At 46.9% G+C, this 22895-nt stretch carries 14 protein-coding genes and 1 pseudogene; 9 read left to right on the top strand and 6 right to left on the bottom strand.

Annotation, left to right across the window (positions count from 1 at the left end; translation table 11 throughout):
* Nucleotides 1-125 precede the first annotated feature (125 nt).
* From recR to QUA02_RS05845, 4 genes and pseudogenes are all read left to right on the top strand, one after another.
* Nucleotides 126-719, top strand: a complete 594-nt coding sequence (gene recR, locus QUA02_RS05860; RefSeq protein ID WP_332981796.1) for a recombination mediator RecR — start codon at nt 126-128, stop codon at nt 717-719.
* Between the two features lie 176 nt (nt 720-895).
* Nucleotides 896-3025 carry a prolyl oligopeptidase family serine peptidase gene (locus QUA02_RS05855; RefSeq protein WP_333025988.1) on the top strand — a complete coding sequence of 710 codons (2130 nt, stop codon included), beginning with the start codon at nt 896-898 and terminating at the stop codon, nt 3023-3025.
* Between the two features lie 868 nt (nt 3026-3893).
* Nucleotides 3894-11270, top strand: a complete 7377-nt coding sequence (locus QUA02_RS05850) for a DUF4347 domain-containing protein (protein ID WP_333025987.1) — start codon at nt 3894-3896, stop codon at nt 11268-11270.
* A gap of 265 nt (nt 11271-11535) precedes the next feature.
* A pseudogene (locus tag QUA02_RS05845) lies at nt 11536-11656 on the top strand (IS1 family transposase); the annotation flags it as partial.
* 5 nt (nt 11657-11661) lie between these two features.
* Here the strand turns inward: QUA02_RS05845 and QUA02_RS05840 are convergent.
* Nucleotides 11662-11784 carry a hypothetical protein gene (locus tag QUA02_RS05840; protein ID WP_333025986.1) on the bottom strand — a complete coding sequence of 41 codons (123 nt, stop codon included), beginning with the start codon at nt 11782-11784 and terminating at the stop codon, nt 11662-11664.
* A gap of 27 nt (nt 11785-11811) precedes the next feature.
* Between QUA02_RS05840 and QUA02_RS05835 the strand changes: the two genes are divergently transcribed.
* Nucleotides 11812-12054 (top strand): DUF1348 family protein, encoded by a 243-nt coding sequence (locus QUA02_RS05835; protein WP_333025993.1) that lies wholly within the window; start codon nt 11812-11814, stop codon nt 12052-12054.
* A gap of 166 nt (nt 12055-12220) precedes the next feature.
* Here the strand turns inward: QUA02_RS05835 and QUA02_RS05830 are convergent, their stop codons facing one another.
* Complete coding sequence (locus tag QUA02_RS05830; protein ID WP_333025985.1) at nt 12221-13492, bottom strand: RNA-guided endonuclease InsQ/TnpB family protein; 1272 nt, start codon at nt 13490-13492, stop codon at nt 12221-12223.
* A 228-nt stretch (nt 13493-13720) separates the two neighbouring features.
* Here QUA02_RS05830 and QUA02_RS05825 point away from each other — a divergent pair, with 228 nt between their 5' ends.
* The 3 genes from QUA02_RS05825 to QUA02_RS05815 all read left to right on the top strand — a co-directional run bounded on the left by QUA02_RS05825 (nt 13721) and on the right by QUA02_RS05815 (nt 16657).
* Nucleotides 13721-14653, top strand: coding sequence for a D-hexose-6-phosphate mutarotase (locus QUA02_RS05825; RefSeq protein WP_333025983.1), 933 nt, complete (start codon nt 13721-13723; stop codon nt 14651-14653).
* Nucleotides 14654-14875: 222 nt separating this feature from the next.
* Nucleotides 14876-16411 carry a phosphomannomutase/phosphoglucomutase gene (locus QUA02_RS05820; protein WP_333025981.1) on the top strand — a complete coding sequence of 512 codons (1536 nt, stop codon included), beginning with the start codon at nt 14876-14878 and terminating at the stop codon, nt 16409-16411.
* Nucleotides 16412-16429: 18 nt separating this feature from the next.
* On the top strand, nt 16430-16657 hold the full coding sequence (locus QUA02_RS05815; RefSeq protein ID WP_333025980.1) for a hypothetical protein: 228 nt from the start codon (nt 16430-16432) through the stop codon (nt 16655-16657).
* A 470-nt stretch (nt 16658-17127) separates the two neighbouring features.
* Here QUA02_RS05815 and QUA02_RS05810 read toward each other — a convergent pair whose 3' ends face one another.
* Nucleotides 17128-18369 carry an alpha/beta hydrolase gene (locus QUA02_RS05810; RefSeq protein WP_333025979.1) on the bottom strand — a complete coding sequence of 414 codons (1242 nt, stop codon included), beginning with the start codon at nt 18367-18369 and terminating at the stop codon, nt 17128-17130.
* A gap of 442 nt (nt 18370-18811) precedes the next feature.
* On the opposite strand from QUA02_RS05810, the gene QUA02_RS05805 reads away from it, so the two are divergent.
* On the top strand, nt 18812-20590 hold the full coding sequence (locus tag QUA02_RS05805; protein ID WP_333025977.1) for an SWIM zinc finger family protein: 1779 nt from the start codon (nt 18812-18814) through the stop codon (nt 20588-20590).
* Between the two features lie 424 nt (nt 20591-21014).
* Here QUA02_RS05805 and QUA02_RS05800 read toward each other — a convergent pair whose 3' ends face one another.
* The 3 genes from QUA02_RS05800 to QUA02_RS05790 form a co-directional block, all read right to left on the bottom strand.
* Nucleotides 21015-22115 (bottom strand): fatty acid desaturase, encoded by a 1101-nt coding sequence (locus QUA02_RS05800; protein WP_333025976.1) that lies wholly within the window; start codon nt 22113-22115, stop codon nt 21015-21017.
* A 148-nt stretch (nt 22116-22263) separates the two neighbouring features.
* Complete coding sequence (locus QUA02_RS05795) at nt 22264-22719, bottom strand: hypothetical protein (protein ID WP_333025975.1); 456 nt, start codon at nt 22717-22719, stop codon at nt 22264-22266.
* Entirely contained in the window at nt 22709-22891 is a 183-nt protein-coding gene (locus QUA02_RS05790) for a hypothetical protein (protein ID WP_333025973.1), read from the bottom strand. Before QUA02_RS05790 ends, QUA02_RS05795 begins: the two co-directional genes overlap by 11 nt.
* Nucleotides 22892-22895: the final 4 nt, after the last annotated feature.

The following is a 22895-nucleotide window of genomic DNA, read 5'->3' as shown; positions in this document are numbered from 1 at the left end:
TACAATTGATCGCGGTAGGGAAACGGCACTGCCGTGTCCTCCGTTTATATCATTCCGATGAAGAGCGGAATTGATATGACTGCTGACTAATGACTGATAACTCATTGTTTTAATTTTTAACGTTCATGTACACTAGACCTTTAGCTCGTTTAATCGAACAATTGCAGCGCTTGCCCGGAGTCGGCCCAAAAACAGCCCAGCGTTTAGCTTTACATATTTTGAAGCGACCGGAAGAAGAAGTGCAAGCCCTAGCTAAATCTTTGATTGATGCCAAACAGCAAGTAGGTTTCTGTCAAGTATGCTTTCACTTATCTGCTGACCCTGTTTGCGAAATTTGTCGCAATACCAACCGCGACAGTTCTACGATTTGTGTAGTGTCCGAATCCCGCGATGTAATCGCTTTAGAAAAAACGCGGGAATATATCGGAAAATATCACGTTGTCGGTGGTGTTATCTCGCCGATGGATGGAATTGGCCCGGAACAATTGAACATTCAACCGTTAGTCCGGCGCGTCAGCCAGCAAAAGATTAAGGAAGTAATTATTGCTATTAGTCCCAGCGTGGAAGGCGAAACTACTACTCTTTATATCGGTCACTTATTACAACCTTTTACCTTAGTGACGCGCATAGCTTTTGGTTTGCCGATGGGGGGAGATTTGGAATATGCTGATGAAGTTACATTAGCCCGCGCTTTGGAAGGAAGGAGAGAGTTGGATTAGTTGAAAACAGAGTGGACTACAGATATCTGGTAGGGACACGGCAGTGCCGTGTCCTGTATTGGATTCGATTGAAAACTGCTCTATTTCCTAAGTTTATGCGATTGCTTCCCTGATGCTCGCAATGACAAATTTGTAAAAAAGGCTAAACTAAACAAAGTTACCGAGAGTAAAAAATCATGGCCCAATTCGATCGACCTTTCACCTACCCCACAACCCGCAAAATCGACCAAACAGACGACTACCACGGCGTCAAAGTATCCGACCCCTACAGGTGGCTGGAAAATCCCGACTCTGAGGAAACTCAAGCTTGGGTGGAAGCTCAAAACGCAGTCACCTTCGGCTACCTCAACGAAATTCCGGCGCGGGAAAAAATTAAACAGCGGCTGACTCAACTTTGGGATTACGAGAAATACGGCATACCTTTTAAACAAGGCGATCGCTATTTCTACTACAAGAATGACGGCCTGCAAAATCAATCCGTACTCTACACCTTAACATCCCTCGACAGCGAACCCAAAGTATTAATTGACCCCAACACTCTCTCGGAAGATGGAACCGTTGCTCTGGGTGGCATAGCTATCAGCGAAGACGGCAAATACATGGCCTACGGTTTGTCAAGTTCCGGTTCCGACTGGCAGGAATGGAAAGTCCGAGATGTGGAAACAGGCGAAGATTTATCAGACCATTTAAAGTGGATTAAATTTTCAGGAGCATCCTGGACTCACGACGGTAAAGGCTTTTTTTACAGCCGCTACGATGAACCCAACGAAAAAAGCAAGCACGAAGACGTTAATTATTACCAAAAACTGTTTTACCACAAAATCGGCACGCCGCAATGTGAAGACGTATTAATCTACGAGCGACCAGACCAGAAAGAGTGGGGATTTAGCGGCGGGGTCACCGAAGATGGCAAATACTTGATTATCTCTGTTTGGCAGGGAACGGAAACGAAAAACTTGATTTTTTACAAGGATTTAACGGCACCGGAATCAACCGTTGTAGAACTAATTAACGAATTCGAGGCTGAGTACAGTTTCATTGACAATGATGGCTCTCTTTTCTGGCTTCAAACAGACTTGAATGCACCGTTGGGCCGCGTAATTGCGATCGACACCAACAACCCACCTCCCTCATCCCTCGCTGCTGATGAAACCCCCCCGTCGCCCCCCCTTGGTAAGGGGGGGATTCAAGGGAAATTCACAGAAATTATCCCCGAAGCAGCCGAAACCCTCGGAGGTATTGGTCTCCTCAACAATCAATTTGTCGCTTCCTACCTCAAAGATGCCTACACCCAGATTAAAATCTTCAACTTAGACGGCTCTTTCGTGAGAGAAATCGCCTTACCGGGCATCGGTTCGGCGGGAGGATTCGGCGGCAAGCGGCACGACACCGAAACCTTTTACGGTTACACCAGCTTCACCGCGCCCAACATCATCTACCGCTACAATATGGTGACAGATGAAAGTACGATTTATCGGCAGCCAAATGTCGATTTCAATCCCGAGGATTACGAAACAAAACAAGTATTTTACCCGAGCAAAGACGGTACGCAAGTACCGATGTTTATCACGCACAAAAAAGGCTTGCAATTTGATGGCAACAACCCCACATACCTTTACGGTTACGGCGGTTTTGGCATCTCGCTGACTCCGAGTTTTTCTATTAGCAATGTCGTGTGGTTGGAGATGGGCGGAGTTTATGCGATCGCCTGTTTGCGGGGTGGCGGCGAGTACGGCGAATCATGGCACCAAGCAGGCACCAAGTTGAACAAGCAAAATGTGTTTGATGATTTTATCAGCGCGGCTGAATGGTTGATCGAACACAAATACACCAAGCCGGCAAAATTGGCGATCGCAGGTGGCAGCAACGGCGGTTTATTAGTGGGAGCTTGCATGACTCAGCGGCCGGAATTGTTCGGTGCAGCGCTGCCGGCAGTCGGCGTTATGGATATGTTGCGCTTCCACAAATTTACCATTGGTTGGGCCTGGACTTCTGAATACGGTTCGCCCGAAAATTCCGAAGAATTTGCCACAATTCACGGCTATTCTCCCCTGCACAATCTCAAACCCGGAACGGCTTATCCGGCGACAATGATTACAACGGCGGATCATGACGATCGAGTAGTTCCGGCCCACAGTTTCAAGTTTGCTTCTGCTTTGCAAGAAACCCACGCGGGAGAAAAACCCGTGTTAATTCGGATCGAAACAAAAGCGGGACACGGCGGGGGAAAACCTACTGCTAAAGTGATTGAAGAATTGGCAGATGAATGGGCTTTTTTAGTGCGCGAACTCGATATTAAGGTTTAGAAAGTACGCGTTAGGGGGTGCGATCGACGCAGTTTCAAGATTTAGATAAAAAGAGGGTGTAAAGGGCGATCGTACTTTTTGAATTCAAGGGCGATCGTTCTTTTTTGTCACCGCCATCTTGGTATTAACATATCTAATTTGTCAAGTTTTTTTGTTAACTTTTGTAGCTTTGATTTGCTATTATTACATTGCTGTGAGTTTACTGCACACCAAATTAGTATAAGTATAAATCTCTAGAAATGCGGTACTCTCAACTTTTAACAGCGATGCACCTCAAAGTCAAAATCTGCCACTTTTTAGGAAATTAATATTTTCAGTATATTTACGGTTCAATCTGTCTGAGCCAGCCTCAATGTCACCAGACTCACAATAGTGACATGAGGGGTGTAACCCCTTATGCTGATAAATCCGTAAGTAATTTACCATATAACTAACCTTAGACCTGATATCATTTTTCCCAAAATAGAGCATCTTGGCTAATATAAAGGCTGTTACCCCTTATTCATGTTATGATTTGCAGCGATCGATCGCATCAGGACATCCAAGGGCGATCGGAGAAATTCCTGTCTAATGATTGCCTAATACCAATTTTTTATGAGGCTGCATAGAATCCGATCCCCCCTAGCCCCCCTTAATAAGGGGGGGGACAAGATTCTTCTCAAAGTCAACCCCTACTCCCCTTCTTAAGGGGGATTTAGGGGGATGGAGATATGTGCAACTTCACATTAAATTGGTATAACATCACAAATAACAAATACAGGTAACTATTATATTTTTTAAAGAATTAATTTTTAAAACTTTATAGTTGAATGTTTATCGTCATCTATGAAAAGGGGTAGCTTAGATTTAGCAACCAAATTAACCAAAAATGAAAACGCTCCCTAATCTGTCAAATTTGTCAGCCGTACAAACACGGAAATATACCACCAATATGGCCTCTAAAATCTTGAGACGAGCCAGCTATAAAGCAGAGACAGCTCCCCGAAAAAATCTAGCGATTGTGGATTCAAAAGTAGAAAACTACCAAGAGTTGCTCGGGGGAGTGAAACGCGGTACAGAAGTAATCCTGCTCGATAGATTCCGGGATGGAATCGAGCAAATCACCGAAATTCTGGGTCAGCGCAGCAGCATCACCAGCCTGCACATAGTTTCTCACGGCCGAGAAGCAGCAGTAGAAATCGGCTCAACAGAACTTAATATTGATAATCTAGAAACCTACAGCAACCAATTGCAGCAGTGGGGAAAAGCCCTTAACGAATCCGCCAGCATTTTACTTTACGGTTGTAACGTAGCCGCCGGCGAATCGGGCATTAAATTCATACAAAAACTCAGCGAACTAACCGGCGCAAATATTGCCGCTTCCAACAACCTAACAGGCAGTGCAGCGCTAGGTGGCGACTGGAAATTAGAAATTACGACAGGACAAATAAATACCGAAATAGCCTTTGAAAAAAAAGTCCTAGAAGGCTACACATCAGTCCTGGCTACCTTAGCGGCTGAAGAATTTAAAAATTCAACCGTAATCGGGCCTTGGATATATGGAACTGGCAACGCCTCTACACCTGACCCAGGCTTAACCGCAGGTGCCGCCAATCCCAACGGCGTTATTCCCGCTTTAGGGACTGGCGATCCACCCGGAACAGGTACTTTGAGATTAACATCAAACGTGAAGGCTCAATCAGCTTTTGTCATCTACAACAACCCGATATCTGCCACTGAGGGTCTGAGAATTACCTTTGATTTCTTTTCTTATAACATAAGTGCGGACTCTAGTGCGAGAGCGGATCCGAATAATACTAATAATACAATAGGTCCACCAGTTGGTGCGGATGGCACAAGCTTTTTCCTCATTGACGGAACAGCTACGCCAACAAAAGCGGGAGGCTACGGTGGCTCTCTCGGCTATGCTCAAAATACTAATTCAAATTCACCTGGTATTGTAGGAGGTTATTTAGGTGTCGGATTAGATGAGTTTGGCTTTTTTTCCACTACTTCAGGGGGAAAAGTAGGTGGCTCTCCCAACCCCTTTTTCAACTACAAAGAAGATTCAGTAGCACTTAGAGGCAGCGAAACCAACTTGTATAACTTTTTAAGTGGCGCTGTCGTTCCCGGTGGGATAGATAATAGAACAGATAACACAAAGACAACCATTCGCAGTGAGGCTAAAAGAAGAGTCCAAGTTACATTATTCCCGGCGAATTCAGCAACGCCTAACCGTCTTACAGTTGGCTTCGATTTGAACAACAACGGCAGCTTTGATGATGTGGGCGAAACACTGATCGACATACCAAATTTGGAAGCCCTAAACGGAGCAGTGCCACGTACTTTTAAATTTGGCTTTGCTGCTTCGACAGGCAACAGTACAAACATTCACGAAGTTAACAATGTCATCATCCAAAGTATAAATCCGCCTACACTCCAAGCCGACGTTTCTATTGTTAAAAAAGGCCCGCTCTATGCCACACCCAATAGCACCATTACTTATACGATTACCTCCACAAATAACGGGCCAAACACCGCCGAAAGCGTCCTGATTCAAGATCCCCTTCCAGAGGGCTTAAGTTTCGTCGGCGCCTCCGACGGCGGTACTTTCAACCCCAAAACGAGGACGGTCATCTGGCCGGCAATTCTCACTCTGGCGAACGGTGCTAGCGAAATCCGCACCATCACCGCCACAGTTCCCGGAACACTCGGCACAGCCTTAACTAACACTGCCTATAGCACCTCCAGCACTTTCGACCCCAATCTAGCTAACAACAATAGTTCCCAACCCATCTCTCAAGTCACAACTACTGTTGCTGCTATTGCCGACCTAGTTACCACCAAAACCAAAACCGGGACTACGGCAGCAGCACCGGGTGAAAAACTTACTTACACAATTTCGACAGTCAACAACGGGCCAAGCACAGCCGATAATGTCACTATTACCGACAGCATCATTCCCGGTTTAACAGGAGTAGTTGTATCCAATGGTACTTACGATTCAAATACAGGTATTGTCACCTTCGGGCCAGCTACCAGCTTAGCCAGCGGTGTCACCGTCAACAACACAGTCAGCTTCACCGCACCCCCATCAGGCAGCGTCAGCAACACCGCCAGAAGCACCTCACCTACGGTTGACCCCACTCCGGGCAACAACGAAGTTACAGTCACCACACCTCTTTTTCCTAGTGCCGACCTAGTTACCACCAAAACCAAAACCGGGACTACGGCAGCAGCACCGGGTGAAAAACTTACTTACACAATTTCGACAGTCAACAACGGGCCAAGCACAGCCGAAAACGTCACCATTACCGACAGCATCATTCCCGGTTTAACAGGAGTAGTTGTATCCAACGGTACTTACGATTCAAATACAGGTATTGTCACCTTCGGGCCAGCTACCAGCTTAGCCAGCGGTGTCACCGTCAACAACACAGTCAGCTTCACCGCACCCCCATCAGGCAGCGTCAGCAACACCGCCAGAAGCACCTCACCTACGGTTGACCCCACTCCGGGCAACAACGAAGTTACAGTCACCACACCTCTTTTTCCTAGTGCCGACCTAGTTACCACAAAAACCAAAACCGGGACGACGGCAGCAGCACCGGGTGAAAAACTTACTTACACAATTTCGACAGTCAACAACGGGCCAAGCACAGCCGATAATGTCACCATTACCGACAGCATCATTCCCAACTTAACAGGAGTAGTTGTATCCAACGGTACTTACGATTCAAATACAGGTATTGTCACCTTCGGGCCAGCTACCAGCTTAGCCAGCGGTGTCACCGTCATTAACACAGTCAGCTTCATCGCACCCCCATCAGGCAGCGTCAGCAACACCGCCAGAAGCACCTCACCTACGGTTGACCCCACTCCGGGCAACAACGAAGTTACAGTCACCACACCTCTTTTTCCTAGTGCCGACCTAGTTACCACAAAAACCAAAACCGGGACGACGGCAGCAGCACCGGGTGAAAAACTTACTTACACGATTTCGACAGTCAACAACGGGCCAAGCACAGCCGATAATGTCACCATTACCGACAGCATCATTCCCAACTTAACAGGAGTAATCCCCTCCAACGGCGGTGTCTACGATGCCGCTACAGGTATTGTCACCTTCGGGCCAGCTACCAGCTTAGCCAGCGGTGCCACCGTCATTAACACAGTCAGCTTCATCGCACCCCCATCAGGCAGCGTCAGCAACACCGCCAGAAGCACCTCACCTACGGCTGACCCCACTCCGGGCAACAACGAAGTTACAGTCACCACACCTCTAACTCCTAGTGCCGACTTAGTTACCACCAAAACCGGGACTACGAAAGCAGCACCGGGTGAAACACTTACTTACACAATTTCGACAGTCAACAACGGGCCAAGCACAGCCGAAAACGTCACCGTTACCGACAGCATCATTCCCGGCTTAACAGGAGTAATCCCCTCCAACGGCGGTGTCTACGATACCAATACAGGTATTGTCACCTTCGGGCCAGCTACCAGCTTAGCCAGCGGTGCCACCGTCATTAACACAGTCAGCTTCATCGCGCCCCCATCAGGCAGCGTCAGCAACACCGCCAGAAGCACCTCACCTACGGCTGACCCCACTCCGGGCAACAACGAAGTTACAGTCACCACACCTCTAACTCCAACTCCAACTTCCAACCAACCGCCAGTTGCTAACAATGCGAACTCCAGTCTTGGGCCCAACAGCAGCCAGTTAGTCACGGGACTGGGAGGAAGCGACCCCGACGGGTCGATCGTCTCTTACACCATCAACACCCTGCCCCCAGCAGACCAAGCAGTCCTGTTTTTAGGAGATCCTGCCAACGGCGGCGTAGCGGTGACACCAGGTCAAGTCCTGACTCCGGCACAGTTGCAGCAACTATTTTTCCAAGCCACAGGCAACTTTACAGGAGCCAATTTCACCTACAGCGCTACAGACAACAGCGGCGCTACCAGTCCCGCTGTCGCTACTGTGGCGGCCATACTTCCGACTTCCAACCAACCGCCAATTGCCAACAATGCGAACTCCAGCCTAGGGCCCAACAGCAGCCAGTTAGTCACGGGACTGGGAGGAAGCGACCCCGACGGGTCGATCGCCTCTTACACCATCAACACCCTGCCCCCAGCAGACCAAGCAGTCCTGTTTTTAGGAGATCCAGCCAACGGCGGCGTAGCGGTGACACCCGGTCAAGTCCTGACTCCGGCACAGTTGCAGCAACTATTTTTCTTCACGACGGGCAACTTTACAGGAGCCAATTTCACCTACAGCGCTACAGATAACAGCGGCGCCACCAGTCCCGCTGCCGCTACTGTGGCGGCCATACTTCCGACTTCCAACCAACCGCCAATTGCCAACAATGCGAACTCCAGCCTAGGGCCCAACAGCAGCAGGTTAGTCACGGGATTGGGAGGAAGCGACCCCGACGGGTCGATCGCCTCTTACACCATCAACACCCTGCCCCCAGCAGACCAAGCAGTCCTGTTTTTAGGAGATCCAGCCAACGGTGGCGTAGCGGTGACACCCGGTCAAGTCCTGACTCCGGCACAGTTGCAGCAACTATTTTTCTTGACGACGGGCAACTTTACAGGAACCAATTTCACCTACAGCGCTACAGACAACCGCGGCGCTATCAGTCCGGCTGCTACCGCTACTCTTGCTGGACTGATAGCGCCAACTCCAGCACCAACACCGACAACAATTCCAGCACCAACTCCAGCACCAACACCGACAACAATTCCAACAATTCCAATTCTCAACCAACCGCCAGTTGCTAACAATGCGAACTCCAGCCTAGGGCCCAACAGCAGCAAGTTAGTCACGGGATTGGGAGGAAGCGACCCCGACGGGTCGATCGCCTCTTACACCATCAACACCCTGCCCCCAGCAGACCAAGCAGTCCTGTTTTTAGGAGATCCGGCCAACGGCGGCCAAGCGGTGACACCAGGTCAAGTCCTGACTCCAGCACAGTTGCAGCAACTATTTTTCTTGACGACGGGCAACTTTACGGGAGCCAATTTCACCTACAGCGCTACAGACAACCGCGGCGCTATCAGTCCGGCTGCTACCGCTACTGTGGCTGGCCTTCCTCCAGCGCCCAACCAACCGCCAGTTGCCACCAATGCTTCCTTCAGCGTTCCGCCCAAAACCACGTTAGTCAGAGGATTGGGAGGAACTGACCCCGATGGGACGATCGTCTCTTTCACAATCACCAGTCTGCCACCCTCTAACCAAGGAGTGCTATTTTTAGGAGACCCAGCCAATGCCGGCGTGCCCGTAACACTAGGTCAAGTGCTGACGCCAGCAGAGAGCGGGCAGTTATTTTTCCAAGCCACAGACAACTTTACCGGAGCCACTTTCACCTACATCTCCACCGACAACAGCGGCGCTACCAGTCTTGCTACCGCTACTGTTGCTGGTGTCCTAGTTGCGACGCCAACTCCGACGCCAACTACAGGGCCCATACCAAATCCGGTTGCCGAACCAGACATCGACTGTGGGTGCGAAACTCAGGTAGGAAAACCGGGAATTAACTTTTTGCTACCGACGCAACCGCCCTCCGTTTCATTTAAGAGACCGATTTCACAACTCGGAGACGGACAAACTGTCAGAGGAACTGATGATAGCGACTTTATCCAGGACAGGAACGGCAACCAAAAAATTATCGGTTTTAAAGGCAGTGACTTGCTTTTAGGCGAAGATGGCGCCGACGAAATTTACGGCGACGAAGAAAACGACACCATTTTTGGCAACATCAGCACTGATATTGTTTACGGTGGCAATCAGAACGATTTAATATTCGCCGGGAAAGACAACGACTGGATTGCCGGTGAATTAGGCTCCGATACCCTGTTGGGCGATCGAGGTGCGGACACGATTCTCGGAGACACCGGGCAGAACAACTCCGAGAGTCCTGACGATGCTCGCGATTTGATTTTCGGAGGCGAGGGTACAGACGCAATCAACGGCAACGAGGGCGACGATACCATTCATGCCGGCAAAGGTAACGATATTGCCCTCGGAGGTAAAAACAATGACCTAATCTGGGGCGAACTCGGCTCCGATACCTTGTTCGGCGGTAATGAAGACGACAGCTTATTTGGCGGAAAGCGCGACAATAGCGTTAGCGACGCCCAGGGACGCGATTTGCTGTATGGAGGCTTCGGCAACGACTTGCTCAACGGGCAAGAAAACGACGATACGCTGATTGCAGGCAAATATGACGATCGCGCTTACGGAGGCAAAGGCAATGACCTAGTTTTTGGTCAACTCGGCTCCGATACCCTCTACGGCGGCCAAGGTATTGATACCATCCTCGGTGACAGCGGCAGTTCCAACCCAGTTGGGGATGGTGTTGAACAAGACTTAATCTTTGGTGGCGCCGCTGGGGACATCATCGGCGGCGGCAACGGCGATGATACCGTGCAAGCAGGCAAAGGCAACGATTTCGTTTGGGGGGGCAAAGATAACGACCTGATTTTCGGCGAACGCGGTAACGATACCCTTACCGGGGACAGCGGCAACGACACCCTGTACGGCGGTGTTCCAGGTTTCCTACGTGAAGATGCCGATGGAAAGGACTGGCTGTTTGGCAACAGGGGTTCAGACTTGCTGTTCGGCATGGAATCTGACGATACCCTCATCGGCGGTAAAGCCAAGGATGACATTTACGGTGGCAAAGGTAACGACCTCATACACGGAGACAAGGGCGACGACTTGATTTATGGGGGTGACGGCAGCGATGAGATATGTGGCGATGAGGGCAACGATACTATCTTTGGCGATCGTTCCGATAACCGGGGTTTCTCGGTGGGCGCAAACGACCAGCAAGACTGCGTCAACGGCGGTGACGGCGATGACTTGCTCTACGGCAACGAAGGCCAAGATACCATCAACGGCGATGTTGGCAGCGATACCCTGATTGGCGGTAAAGATAGCGACCTTCTCAATGGGGGTGCTGGAGATGACTGGCTGTTTGGCGACTTGGGCGACGATACTTTAAGTGGAGGTATTGGGAGCGATCGATTTGTGTTGAGTGCTGACGGCGGCACCGATACTGTGATTAACTTCGAGGTAGGCGTCGATAAGTTTGTTTTGACTGGCGGCCTAAGTTTCCAGCAGTTGCAATTGAGCCCCACTCCGAACGGTACGTTGCTGCAAGTAGCAGGAACCGATCGGGTTTTAGGGAACTTGATCGGGGTTAACGGGGCGATCGGCTCCTCGGATTTCCTATCTAATCTCTTGCGCTCTGAGGGCTAGAATTGTTGACGGGGTGACAACAAGACTCAGAACTCTTGATAGAATCAAGGACATAGCCCTCATACCCCTCTGAAAAAACGGTAGTTTATTACGCCTGATTCTCATCAAAATAACACGAGATGCGGGAAACGAGCGAGTCTTCAGACCATCAAGCGGGAAGCAACGCGGGGGACTTCAGTCCCCTTGTTCTTTCCTTATTAATTAACTGAGTGATGAGGGTCTTCTATGTATTTTTTGACTATCTCACTACTAATATTGCCTGCCGTATTTGGCTCGATTGAATAGAAAAAATATTTGTTATTCTAAATCCGAAGAAATGCTCAAACATTCAATTCCTTTACTAATTCACGCTTATCAAATTAAACGACGTTCTTATTCCATATTAAAGCAATCATTTAGATATCCTGATTTGAACGCTATTCGGCCGGCCTCCGTCAGCGACGACGGTCAAATCATACTTCTGTTCAGCAACGCCAAAAATCGTAATTGCGATCGCTGCTGAACTTCCAGACATCCAACTTTAAACAGCTTGAAGAAATAACTGTGGAGTTTTACAGAACATCGAATTTCTGTTCGCTTTGAATACGAGTGGCATGATGATTCTGGCTACTGGTATGGCGCCTATGGTAATGAACAGTGGGAATTTGCCGAAAATGGATTGAGGCGAAGACGTGAAGCTAGTATTAATGATGTGCTAATTCAAGAATTTGAACGGAAGTTTCGATGGAACGCAAATGATTCCCCAGATAACGACTGTGTTAACCATCTAGCCAACTCATCGTGAGAGTACAGATTTGTTCATCAATACAAGAAAATCTAGCCACCTTGACACTCACTCGGCCTGAAGGCGCGAGGATTCTTAAGCTGTTTCCAACTTAATATCCCTGTTTCCAGGGTTCCCAAACTCCTCATGTTTTGCTCAATCGAGCGTGAGGATATCTTTTGGGCGTTTAGGCGCGAACGCCAGGTTTCGCGGAGTCCCCGCGTACCAAATTCAAAGCCCGATCGCGAATAGTTTTTGCAGCACCAATATCGGCGTGTTCGTGGTATCCACATTCGGTGCAAATAAACTTTTCGCCATCTCGATTAGACTTGTCCCTATGACCGCAATTCCGACATTCTTGGCTGGAGTATTTGGGATTAACTCTAATTACAACCTTTCCTTGCTTTGCAGCGAGATACTCGATCTTCAGAATTAATTCGCTCCAACTTGCATCGGAGATAGAACGGTTCAAACCCTTCTTCCTTGACTGCCCATTTTTGAGAAATCTACCTGTTTTCTCATCAACCTTTACTCGACATCGACGCATCATGCCAGAGATATTTAAGTCCTCCAAAGCAATCGTATCAACGTTACGAGAGACTATTTTATTGGCAACCTTCCATTGGTAAGCTTGGCGCTTATCACTAATCTTCTGGTGGAAAAGTCCTAGTTTTTTAGCAGCTTTTTTGCGGTTTTTACTACCCTTTGCTTTTCGACTAACCCGTCTCTGCCTAATTTTCAGGGTGCGCCTAGCCTTTTTGGTAGTTGAGAACTTGGGATTTTCAATTTGAGTTCCATCGGATAGATGGACTAATTTTGTAATCCCCATATCACAACCAATTACTTTGACGACATCTTTGAGAGATTTCGTCGTGTAATCGGGAACAGATTTGTCCTCAATGCGAACAGATACATACCAGCCATTCTGTCGCTTTCTTACCGCACAAGCTTTAATAGCGAAACCATCGGGAATTGGGCGCGAGTCGTAAAAACGCATCCAACCTAACTTTGGTAGGTAAATTTTACTGCCCTGTATTTTTACCCCCATTACGAAAGTAAAAGAAGTGAAGTTGCTGCGATTTTTGAACTTAGGAAAGCCACGCCCATCAAAAAAATTTTTATAGACCATGTCTAACCGTTTAATGTTCTGTTGTAAAACAGTTGAGTCTATTCCCTTGAACCAGGGTCTAGCCACCTTCAATTCGGGCAATGCGGTGATTTGAATGTCGCCTGGGTTGCGCCGAGGGTTTTTAACTTTCCCCTCTTTATCTGTTTTGCTTGTTTTCCAGGGTTCGCCAGTTGCACCATTTTTACTAACACAACTGGTCAACGGACAAGCTTGACCTTGCGTTCTAATATCGCAATAGTTGCCTTGAATGAACTGCTGACTATATTGAGTAATTCTGTCGTTGAGACACCAATTGTAATGGCTTCGCAACATATCTACCCAATTGGACATTTTTAATTCTTGTGTTTGACTTGGACGCAACTTATATACATAGTCTGTTAACAAGTCTAACTCCTCCTTTTTGAGTTGTTATTAGTATATGGTAAAATACTCGTGTGTTTTTATTTTTTTATATTTTCTTAATTTTAATCAAGATGATTTAAATTTATACTTTTACCTACAAATCCGTCCTATAAGGACGGGGTTTTAGACCCAATTTTTTGATAATATCAGATAATTATGAAGCAGTTCACAACAGCCAACAGCATGAGTATTGACCAATTAAACACCGACTACGGCATTGCCGGCCACCTCACCTTCGCCACCGGAAACGGTGGTTTCCCGATGATTCACATCGACAACGGCCAAGCCAAAGCCTTGATTTCTGTGTATTCTGGCCAAGTGCTCTCCTTCCAACCGGCTACCGAAACCGCAGACTTGATGTTCGCGAGCGAAAAAGCCTACTATACGTTGGGGAAAGCCATCAAAGGCGGTATACCAATCTGTTGGCCCTGGTTTGGCCCAGATCCCGAAGGCTTGGGCCGTCCGAGTCACGGGTTTGTGCGGAATCGCCTCTGGAATGTGGTAGAAACCGCCACAACCCCAGAGGGCGCAACCAAAGTCACCCTGGGACTTCAGGATACTGAGGAAACTAGAGTGATTTGGCCTCAAGCGTTTGAACTGACGATCGCGATTACCATCGGCACCACCCTCACTGTAGAACTACTCACCCGCAATCTAGGCGACAAAGCCTTTCCCCTCACCCAAGCTTTCCACACCTATTTCCAAGTCGGTGATATCAACCGCGTGCAGGTTTTGGGTTTAGAAAATAGCCAGTATCTTGATAAAGTTGAGGGTGGTGTGGAAAAAACTCAAGTTGGTGCAGTGGTAGTAACAGGTGAAGTCGATCGCATCTATCTGAATGTTACCAATGAATTAGTCATTGACGATAGCGCCCTCAATCGCCGCATCCGCATTAAATCCTCTGGTAGCAAATCCGCCGTAGTGTGGAATCCCTGGGTGACAATTTCTGCAAATATGGCCGATCTTGATGATGCAGATTATCAGCGTTTACTCTGTGTGGAAACAACCAATGCGGCTACAGATATTGTGGAAGTTCCCGCTCATGGTGAGTTCCGGTTAGAGGCAATTTACAGCGTTGAACGCGACTAAGGAATGAGCTTAATCTCAGCGGTGATAAAGCTCTCATTCCCATAATTGGATTGAAAAACTCTGTCACCGTAACGCCTAATAATAGCAATTCCGAGATTTCTACCCTCTTTATTTCTTAGTCCACGCGGGCTCCGCCTGCCGTAAGCTGAGGCGGACTTCGCGTGTACGATCGGTTTCAACCACGCCTTTTTACTTTCTACCTTCTAATTACCATCAATCATTATGCAAAACTTCAACTGGACAAAACTTCAAAATGGCTCAGACATTCGCGGTATCGCCCTCGAAGGGGTTCCCGGTGAAAAAGTCAACCTAACGCCTGAAATTGCGACAATTTTGGGACAAGCTTTTGTGAGTTGGCTGGTGCGAAAAGTCCATAAACCAGCGGCAGAATTAACGATCGCGATCGGGCGCGACAGTCGCCTATCAGGGCCAACCTTAATGCAAGCAGTCATGGCGGGTATCACCTCAGTCGGCAGCCAAGTCTACGATTTTGAAATGGCTTCAACTCCCGCCATGTTTATGAGTACCATTACCCCTGGTTTTGATTGCGACGGCGCGATTATGCTCACTGCTAGCCATTTGCCATTTAATCGCAACGGCTTAAAGTTTTTCACCGCCAATGGTGGTTTACAAAAAAAAGATATTACAGATATCTTAGCATTCGCCCAAAGCAATGACTTTGAAAAACTCACCGTTCAAGGTAGCATTGCAAAGCATGATTTTATTTCTATTTATGCTAACCAATTTGTCACCCAAATCCGGGAAGCAGTCAATCATCCCGATAATTTTGAGCAGCCGCTGACCGGATTAAAAATTATTGTCGATGCGGGCAATGGTGCGGGCGGATTTTATGTGGATAAAGTTTTAAAACCTTTAGGCGCAGACACCGCAGGCAGTCAGTTTTTAGAACCCGATGGCACTTTTCCCAATCACGTGCCAAATCCCGAAGATAAACAGGCAATGCAGTCAATTTGTCAAGCGGTAATTGCAAATCAAGCGGATTTTGGAATTATTTTTGATACCGATGTCGATCGCAGTGCCGCCGTCGATTTCGCTGGCAATGAACTCAACCGCAATCGCTTAATTGCCTTAATTTCTGCCATAGTATTACAAGAACACCCAGGCTCTACCATTGTCACCGATTCTATCACCTCCGATGGCTTAACGCAATTCATCGAACAGGATTTAAAAGGGATTCACCATCGTTTTAAACGCGGCTACAAAAATGTGATTGACGAGTCGATTCGCCTCAATGAAGCCGGACAAGAATCATGGCTGGCGATTGAAACATCGGGACATGGAGCTTTGAAAGAAAATTACTTTCTGGATGATGGCGCTTACTTGGTCAGTAAATTATTGATTGAATTGGCTCAATCAAAGTTGGCAAATCAATCTTTGCCAGATTTAATTGCGAATTTAAAAGAACCCGAAGAAAGTGCAGAATTTCGGATTAAAATTAATGTGGATGATTTCAAAGCCCAGGGCGATCGCGTCATTGAGCAACTGCAAGAATTTGTCTCAACGCAAGCAGACTGGAAAATCGTTCCCAATAACTACGAAGGGCTGCGAATTTCCTGCACGTCAGCTAGCGAATCCGGCTGGTTTCTGTTACGCTTATCACTCCACGATCCGGTGATGCCTTTGAATGTTGAGTCTAATGTTAAGGGTGGTGTCGCTCGCATAGTGGCGCGGCTTTTAGCTTTTTTCCAAACAACAGAATCCCTTGATTTATCGGCACTTTTGTCAACCCAATACTAAGTAAGAAGGAATTTAATTATGTGGCGTGTAACCATTAACTGTTCTGCGGTCAACTGGGATATCCATTCTAAGGCGTTCAAGGCGATCGCAGAAAAATATCCGGCTACGCCTCTTTCTTCCAAAAAGATGAAAGGCGACGGCCAACGCATCATGGAATATCAACTTGAAAACGTCAATGACGCAGAGGACTTGATCGAAGAATGTTTGACCTTAGATGGCTTCACCGCCAGCTTTGAATCTCTATAAATCGAGGTTATAAGACTATAGCAATTCTCAATCTTTATCTCATATCATTTTAGATTGAAGAATTGGAAATTAATCATGAGATAATGGTTGGGAGATTTTATATACAGTCTTGGACGCAAGTGTCGCAATTAGTAAGGCGATATACTATCCGAAACCCTCGCTCGTCCGTTCACAATCAAAGTGGTAGAACACCCTACAAGTCGATTCGACTGTGCCAGTTGGCCTTAGTTTTATTAGGGATTTGAACTGAAGAGATTTGGAGCAAAAACCAAGACAGTTTGCGACGCAGTTCTTTGAGCATAAACGAGTAATATTAAGTCCGGTAGCATCGAAATTAATATAACCCGAAATCAGGATACGGCAGTGCCGTGTCCCTACAATAAATCTGGCGTAGGGACACGGCATTGCCGTGTCCTCTATATCATTCCGGCGCAGCCGGAATTGATATAACTTTATAATTTTTAGTTAATTTATGGGTAATCCGAAGACTTCAACGCCCAAGCCAAAAAACGTTCTGTATAGTACAAAGCAAGTTGATTGCTCGGGCCATTAAAAACTGCATCAAAGGCGTGTTCGGCCCAAGGAATTTCGAGCAAAATAGCCCGATCGCCCGTGGCTCGCAATCGTTCGTAGAGCGATCGACCAAACTTAGCCTGAACTATATGGTCGCGACCTGCATAAACCAGTAGAGAAGGGGGAAGATTGGGTTTAACATAATTGATGGGAGAAGCCCGACGGTAAAGCTCATTGAGTTCGTCTGGGGTTCCTCCGAGAAAGGAACGCAAGACGGCTCGAACATTTATGGGATCAGGAAAAGGTGGGTCATTGTATCCCCGGAGCAGGTCATTTGGCCCGTAGTAGTTCACCACTGCTCGAACTGGAAGCACACTAGAATCATAAGCAGCTAGCATTGCTAAATGGGCACCTGCCGATCTTCCCATCAGAGCAATTCGATCGAGATCGATTTCCCAATCACCAGCATGAGTTTTGATATAGGAAAGAGCGGCTTGTACGTCCTCAAGCTGAGCAGGAAATCGATACTTGGGAGCGTGGCGGTAATCAATTGCAACCACACAATAGCCTTGGGCGGCCATGTAGCGGCTGAATTCCTCATTGGAATCGGGATTGCCTCTCTGCCAAGCTCCCCCGTATAGTGTGATAATCGCCGGATATTTGCCAATTTCCACCGGCCGATAAAGGTTTAGTTGCAGTGAAACTCCGTCAGGGTTGGCAAATACAATAGCCCGATCGATCCTAACTTCTCTGATGGGAATTCCTCGGAACGCATCTGCCAGGATAAACGGTTGAGGGCGTAGCTGCGCGCGATCGGCTTCAGGAACAGTTGCTAAATAGTTTTTCCCTAGAACTGCTTGCACTTCGGTAGCTATCGCTGCATTGGCTGCGGGGAACTGAATCAGGGGGCTCAGGCCCAGGATTAGGGCGAACAGGTTACAAATCATTAAAATAATGTAGACTTTGCCTTGATGCCGTCCCAAGAAAGTCAGCAGGAGGGCGATCGCATTGATACCCACCAACCAAGGACTGATTTCTGGTGCTCCCACCGCCAAAGGGTACAGGGACAGCGTGGGTGCTGGTACGATGACCCAAAGGCTGAGAAATAGTGCGATCGCACTCAGGAACCAAGAAATAAATGGCGAGACTAAGAAAGCTGCTAATAAGGGTAACTTTTTGCGGTTATTCTTGTGAATCATCGGATTTTTGCAGCCTAATTTTTAATCAGCTTAAATTAATCTGGCGGTTTTTATTGGTAAGTCGATCGCCTCTAGCATTTTACCAAACCTGCAACTTCGACTCCCTGACATCCTGCGTCGATCGAAAATGCTTTAGCTGAGGCGCATCTAAGTTTTACTGTCAAGTCCGATCCAACTGATATCTTTCACCATATTCAATAGGCTTTTTACAAATGGGTTCTCCGGCCAGCCTCACAAGAAAGTTCACTCTTTGTGGGGCCAACCGGAAACCCTGTTTATAACAACAGCGATTGCTTTTTTAAGCTGCAAACGTTCTCAGTGCTTGCTTTACAGATTATTGAAATTTATGGAAACCTCAAATCGGGACGAAATTAAATTGTAGACCAAGTGTATTTCTCAGGTAAAATCGAGTCTAATCCTTTAATTGCTGAGGCATAGTCTCATGCCCATTCCCAAACTCAGTGAAACAACGATCGAGCATAACACCTCTGCCCAATCCCTTAAGCGGGGTGAAGCTTACTATTTAGCTGGCAATGTTACTAGCGCAGTTCTGCGCGGCAATATTGTGCAAGCAGTAGTGGAGGGTTCCGAAGTAGAACCCTATCGTGTTACCGTGCCCTTTGAGGATACCGGATTAGCATCTACATTATCCTGCACTTGTCCTTACGATAATGGTGGGTGGTGTAAACACATTGTTGCGACGCTGTTATTGTGTCTGCGACAACCAGAAATAATTGAGCAGGGCGCGACACTGGAACAACTGCTCGATCGCCTCAACGACGTACAAACCCAGCAATTAATACAGCATTTAGTAAAAAAAGAACCATCACTCATTGATGCGATCGAACGATACATTAACTTAAGTGCTATTCCTGCACCTTCAAACCAACCTACCAAAGCACCCCGCCGCACCTCCATCGATCCTGCTCCCTTTCGATACCAAGTACGACGAATTTTGCGAGAGGCTGTGAGGTATTTGGAGGATGGATGGGAGGAAGACCCGATTACAGAAGAACTTTTAGATGTAATTCAGCGAGCCCAGGAATTTAGCGCACAGGGGGATGGCAACAACGCCTTAGTAATTTTAGAAGCCATCACTACAGCCTGCGTTGAAGATTGGAATGATGTAGAAGAGTTTGGCGCTGAAAATTATGAGATAGCTAACGCTTTGGATGAAGCTTGGACAGAAGCGATTTTGACGGCTCAACTAACTGCTGAAGAAGAGATCGATCTCCAGGTGATGTTAGAAGCTTGGCAAGATGAATGGGATTGTGATTTCAGCATGAGCTTGGAAGCTTTACGCCAAGGTTGGGACGACCCCCTACTCCAACAGGTACTTGAAGGAAACATTACTGGTCAAGGAGTTTGGGCTGGTGACGCACCCAACTGCGCTCGTGACTTAACATTGATTCGCTTGCAAATCCTCGATCGCCAGGAACGCGATCGAGAATACTTATACTTAGCTCAAGCAGAAGGTTGTTCTCAACAATACTTGACGATGTTAACTCGTTTGGGGAGAGTAGAAGAAGCCGTGGAAGCTGCTGCTACTGAGATGCAATCAGCGGAAGATGCTCTTGCTCTCGTTCAAACTTTAAAGCAACAGGGAGCCTTAGAACAAGCTCTGAAAATTTGTCAAGCTGGGTTGAATTTGTCAGGTCATTGCCATTACCAACTGGCAATCTTGATGAGTGATTTGGCTGTTGAGTTGGGGAAAGACGAAGTTGCGTTAAATGCTAGAATCCTAATCTTTAAAATCAAACCGTCCTTTAGCGATTATAGTTTAGTGAAGGAGTTAGCGGGAGATAGTTGGTCAACTTTGAAAGCAGATTTGTTAGCAACTCTGAAAAGTGATGGAAGTGGGAATTTTCCTGACGCGAAGGTTGATATTTTTCTGGATGAGGGAATGATTGAAGATGCGATCGCCCTTGCTGATGGCTTAAGTTATTACCACTCAGCACTGATTCACCGAGTAATGGGGGCTGCTATCAGCCACAGCCCCGATTGGGTAATCGCCAATGCTTGTCGGCGTGCTGCATCGATTATGGATCAAGGGAAATCAAACGAGTACAATCTTGCGATTAAGTGGTTGGAAAAAGCCCGCGCTGCCTATTTACAAACTGGGCAAAATCTTCAGTGGTCTGCTTATCGTTCTCAACTTATGCAAATACACAGTCGGAAGCGGAAGTTAATGGAGATGCTCAAGAGTCCAGAATTATATTGAGCCTTAACTTTACAAGTGAAAGCAGCCCAATAAAAAGGGTGAGCAAAGGGGAAATCGGGAGCATCCCAATTTGGCTTTTATATGAGTGTTCGCTGTGATATCAAATCCGGTAGTATCGGAATTATGTAGTGCGAGCGTCCATAGCGAACGATCTATGTCGCGAGCGAGACGCTCGCACTGATATCATCCAAATACAGCAGATTCCACGCTTATGAAGTACACCCGCCTATCGTTCGATCCCCGGTTAGACACGGCAGTGCCGTGTCCCTACACTTCACAAACCTGGAATACGCTGTAAGACTCGGCGGTTGAAACTGCGGCGTTGCTGAATGCAGATATGAAACGATCGCTCGAAGGCCGAAGACTCGCTCTAAATTTTGAGAAATCATACCCATCTTCTGCAACGCCCTCTTTCCCACCGATTTTAATTAGCTAGATGACTGAATTGAGTTGATTCTTGAAATGATTCGATCGATTGCAGACTATCTGAAGCAGCATCCCAAAGAATGAATTTGAAACAGTCAGGAATATCGCGAATTCTCAGTGTTTTTGAATTAGCCAACAGGTGAATATTGGCATGATGACACGCCTGAAGATTGTAGTTAGGTATTCGCTCAGAGAGATGATGAATATTGTGGCAACCAATATCAGCGGAAAACCAATTGAGAATAGTTGGTAATTTTAGGTAACTACTGCCTTCTATTGCGCCAAGAAGATAGTCCCAACCCTCTGTTTTATGAGCGTAAGAACCATCGAAATTGTGCTGGACGAAGAAAATACAGATAAAGATCGCCGCCGAACAAGTCATGACAATTGAGTAAACACTCCAGAAAAAGCCAAACCCAAGTAAGTTGCCCAGATAAACCCAGCTACTAATAACGCAAATATTGTTGAAGAGTAAATCCCAAAACTCAGCCGTCGTATACCAATGTTTGGATTTATAAGAAGCAATGATTGCAGATAAACCCATGCCAAAATCTTGCTTGAGACAAGCAAACATATGTCCGATAAAACCAGCAATTCCCAATACCAGCGCGAGTCTTGGCTTGATGATTAGGTAGAAAAAACCACCGGGAAACAGCATCAATGGGTGTCTGAGGAACTGATACATTTTTTGACGAAATGTACTAAGTCTCGCAAATTGTTCGGTGGATATCAACGCCGAAGGGCCTCGGTACATATCCCAATTACCATTATTTTTGTGGTGATAAGCGTGTCCCCTCGACCAGGGGTACTGAGGAATCGCATTGATGATACCTAGCAGAAAACCCACGACTCGATTGACTTTTTTGGAACTAAAAAGAGAATAGTGTCCGCAATCGTGCATCAAAGAGAAACAACGTCCTGAAAAGAGGGTCATTAACACCATTATCGGCGGAAGGAGGAATACAGAAATGGCTGCTGCCTTAAATGCTAAAAACCATAAAAGTGTATAGGGAATGACTGTATTGAGTATTTGCCAACTAGCTTTTAAATTGTTGCTCTTCATGTAAGGAGTTAGAACAAAATCTGACTTTTTTATCATGTTTCTCATTGAGTATGTCTATTATGCTTCGATAAGATTACCATTAGAATCAGGTGGCGATTCTTGCCATTGTTGGGCTGTGGTAATGGGTAGATGGCAGTTAAAATTTAGCCCCTACGTTACAAACCTGAGCCAATTAGTGTATCACTCATTGGCTCCTCCTTTGGGTTGTCTTGCAAAGCTGAAACTCATCCCAGCGTTGACGTACTTGCTGATAACAAGCCGCCGGGGGGATTGCTAAACGTTGCAGCAAATCGATTTCAATTTTACCCTTACCTGTTAGCAGAATGATAATTTCTTGGGTGGGATTGTAAGTTGCAATGATTTGAAGTAAATTGGAGAGAGTGGATAGCTCTAATTCCAGTCGTTTCAGATAATCTGCTACCGATAATTCTGTGATGAATTGCAAGTGATGCGGAACCGTATCAGCCTGCCAATTCACAGGTGTGTTGACGGGCATATCGACATCACAAACCACCATTCCTAGACCAAGGGTTAAAAATCCCTTCCAAGCGGTGTATCCAATGGTCAGCATATTTTGGTGAACGAACAGATTTTGCCAATAGTTAAAGCTACCTTGCCGCTTGTTATCTTCAACTCGCATTCGCTTCCTCCCGCAGCATTTTAGCAGCTTTCACTATATTTTTCAGCGCGGGAATAGTCTGCAATAAAGAATTTGTTTTTAATTTCCCACTCGAAGATACTTTTAGGGCTTTCTTGACTTCCCGGTTTTTACCAATCAGAGGATAGCCCAATGTCTCATTTAGAATCGTCATAACT

Source organism: Microcoleus pseudofavosus SVA1_A4, from assembly GCF_036700565.1.
Lineage (GTDB): Bacteria > Cyanobacteriota > Cyanobacteriia > Cyanobacteriales > Microcoleaceae > Microcoleus.
The sequence above is the reverse complement of the archived record's forward strand: the minus strand, read 5'-3'. Positions and strand labels throughout refer to the sequence as shown.

What these genes read in the sequence shown, in the direction of transcription:
- recR (WP_332981796.1), top strand. Translation starts at nt 126, where the DNA reads ATGTACACTAGACCTTTAGCTCGTTTAATCGAACAATTGCAGCGCTTG.
- QUA02_RS05855 (WP_333025988.1), top strand. Translation starts at nt 896, where the DNA reads ATGGCCCAATTCGATCGACCTTTCACCTACCCCACAACCCGCAAAATC.
- QUA02_RS05850 (WP_333025987.1), top strand. Translation starts at nt 3,894, where the DNA reads ATGAAAACGCTCCCTAATCTGTCAAATTTGTCAGCCGTACAAACACGG.
- QUA02_RS05840 (WP_333025986.1), bottom strand. Translation starts at nt 11,784, where the DNA reads ATGTCTGGAAGTTCAGCAGCGATCGCAATTACGATTTTTGGCGTTGCT.
- QUA02_RS05830 (WP_333025985.1), bottom strand. Translation starts at nt 13,492, where the DNA reads ATGTCCAATTGGGTAGATATGTTGCGAAGCCATTACAATTGGTGTCTC.
- QUA02_RS05825 (WP_333025983.1), top strand. Translation starts at nt 13,721, where the DNA reads ATGAAGCAGTTCACAACAGCCAACAGCATGAGTATTGACCAATTAAAC.
- QUA02_RS05820 (WP_333025981.1), top strand. Translation starts at nt 14,876, where the DNA reads ATGCAAAACTTCAACTGGACAAAACTTCAAAATGGCTCAGACATTCGC.
- QUA02_RS05815 (WP_333025980.1), top strand. Translation starts at nt 16,430, where the DNA reads ATGTGGCGTGTAACCATTAACTGTTCTGCGGTCAACTGGGATATCCAT.
- QUA02_RS05810 (WP_333025979.1), bottom strand. Translation starts at nt 18,369, where the DNA reads ATGATTCACAAGAATAACCGCAAAAAGTTACCCTTATTAGCAGCTTTC.
- QUA02_RS05805 (WP_333025977.1), top strand. Translation starts at nt 18,812, where the DNA reads ATGCCCATTCCCAAACTCAGTGAAACAACGATCGAGCATAACACCTCT.
- QUA02_RS05800 (WP_333025976.1), bottom strand. Translation starts at nt 22,115, where the DNA reads ATGATAAAAAAGTCAGATTTTGTTCTAACTCCTTACATGAAGAGCAAC.
- QUA02_RS05795 (WP_333025975.1), bottom strand. Translation starts at nt 22,719, where the DNA reads ATGCGAGTTGAAGATAACAAGCGGCAAGGTAGCTTTAACTATTGGCAA.
- QUA02_RS05790 (WP_333025973.1), bottom strand. Translation starts at nt 22,891, where the DNA reads ATGACGATTCTAAATGAGACATTGGGCTATCCTCTGATTGGTAAAAAC.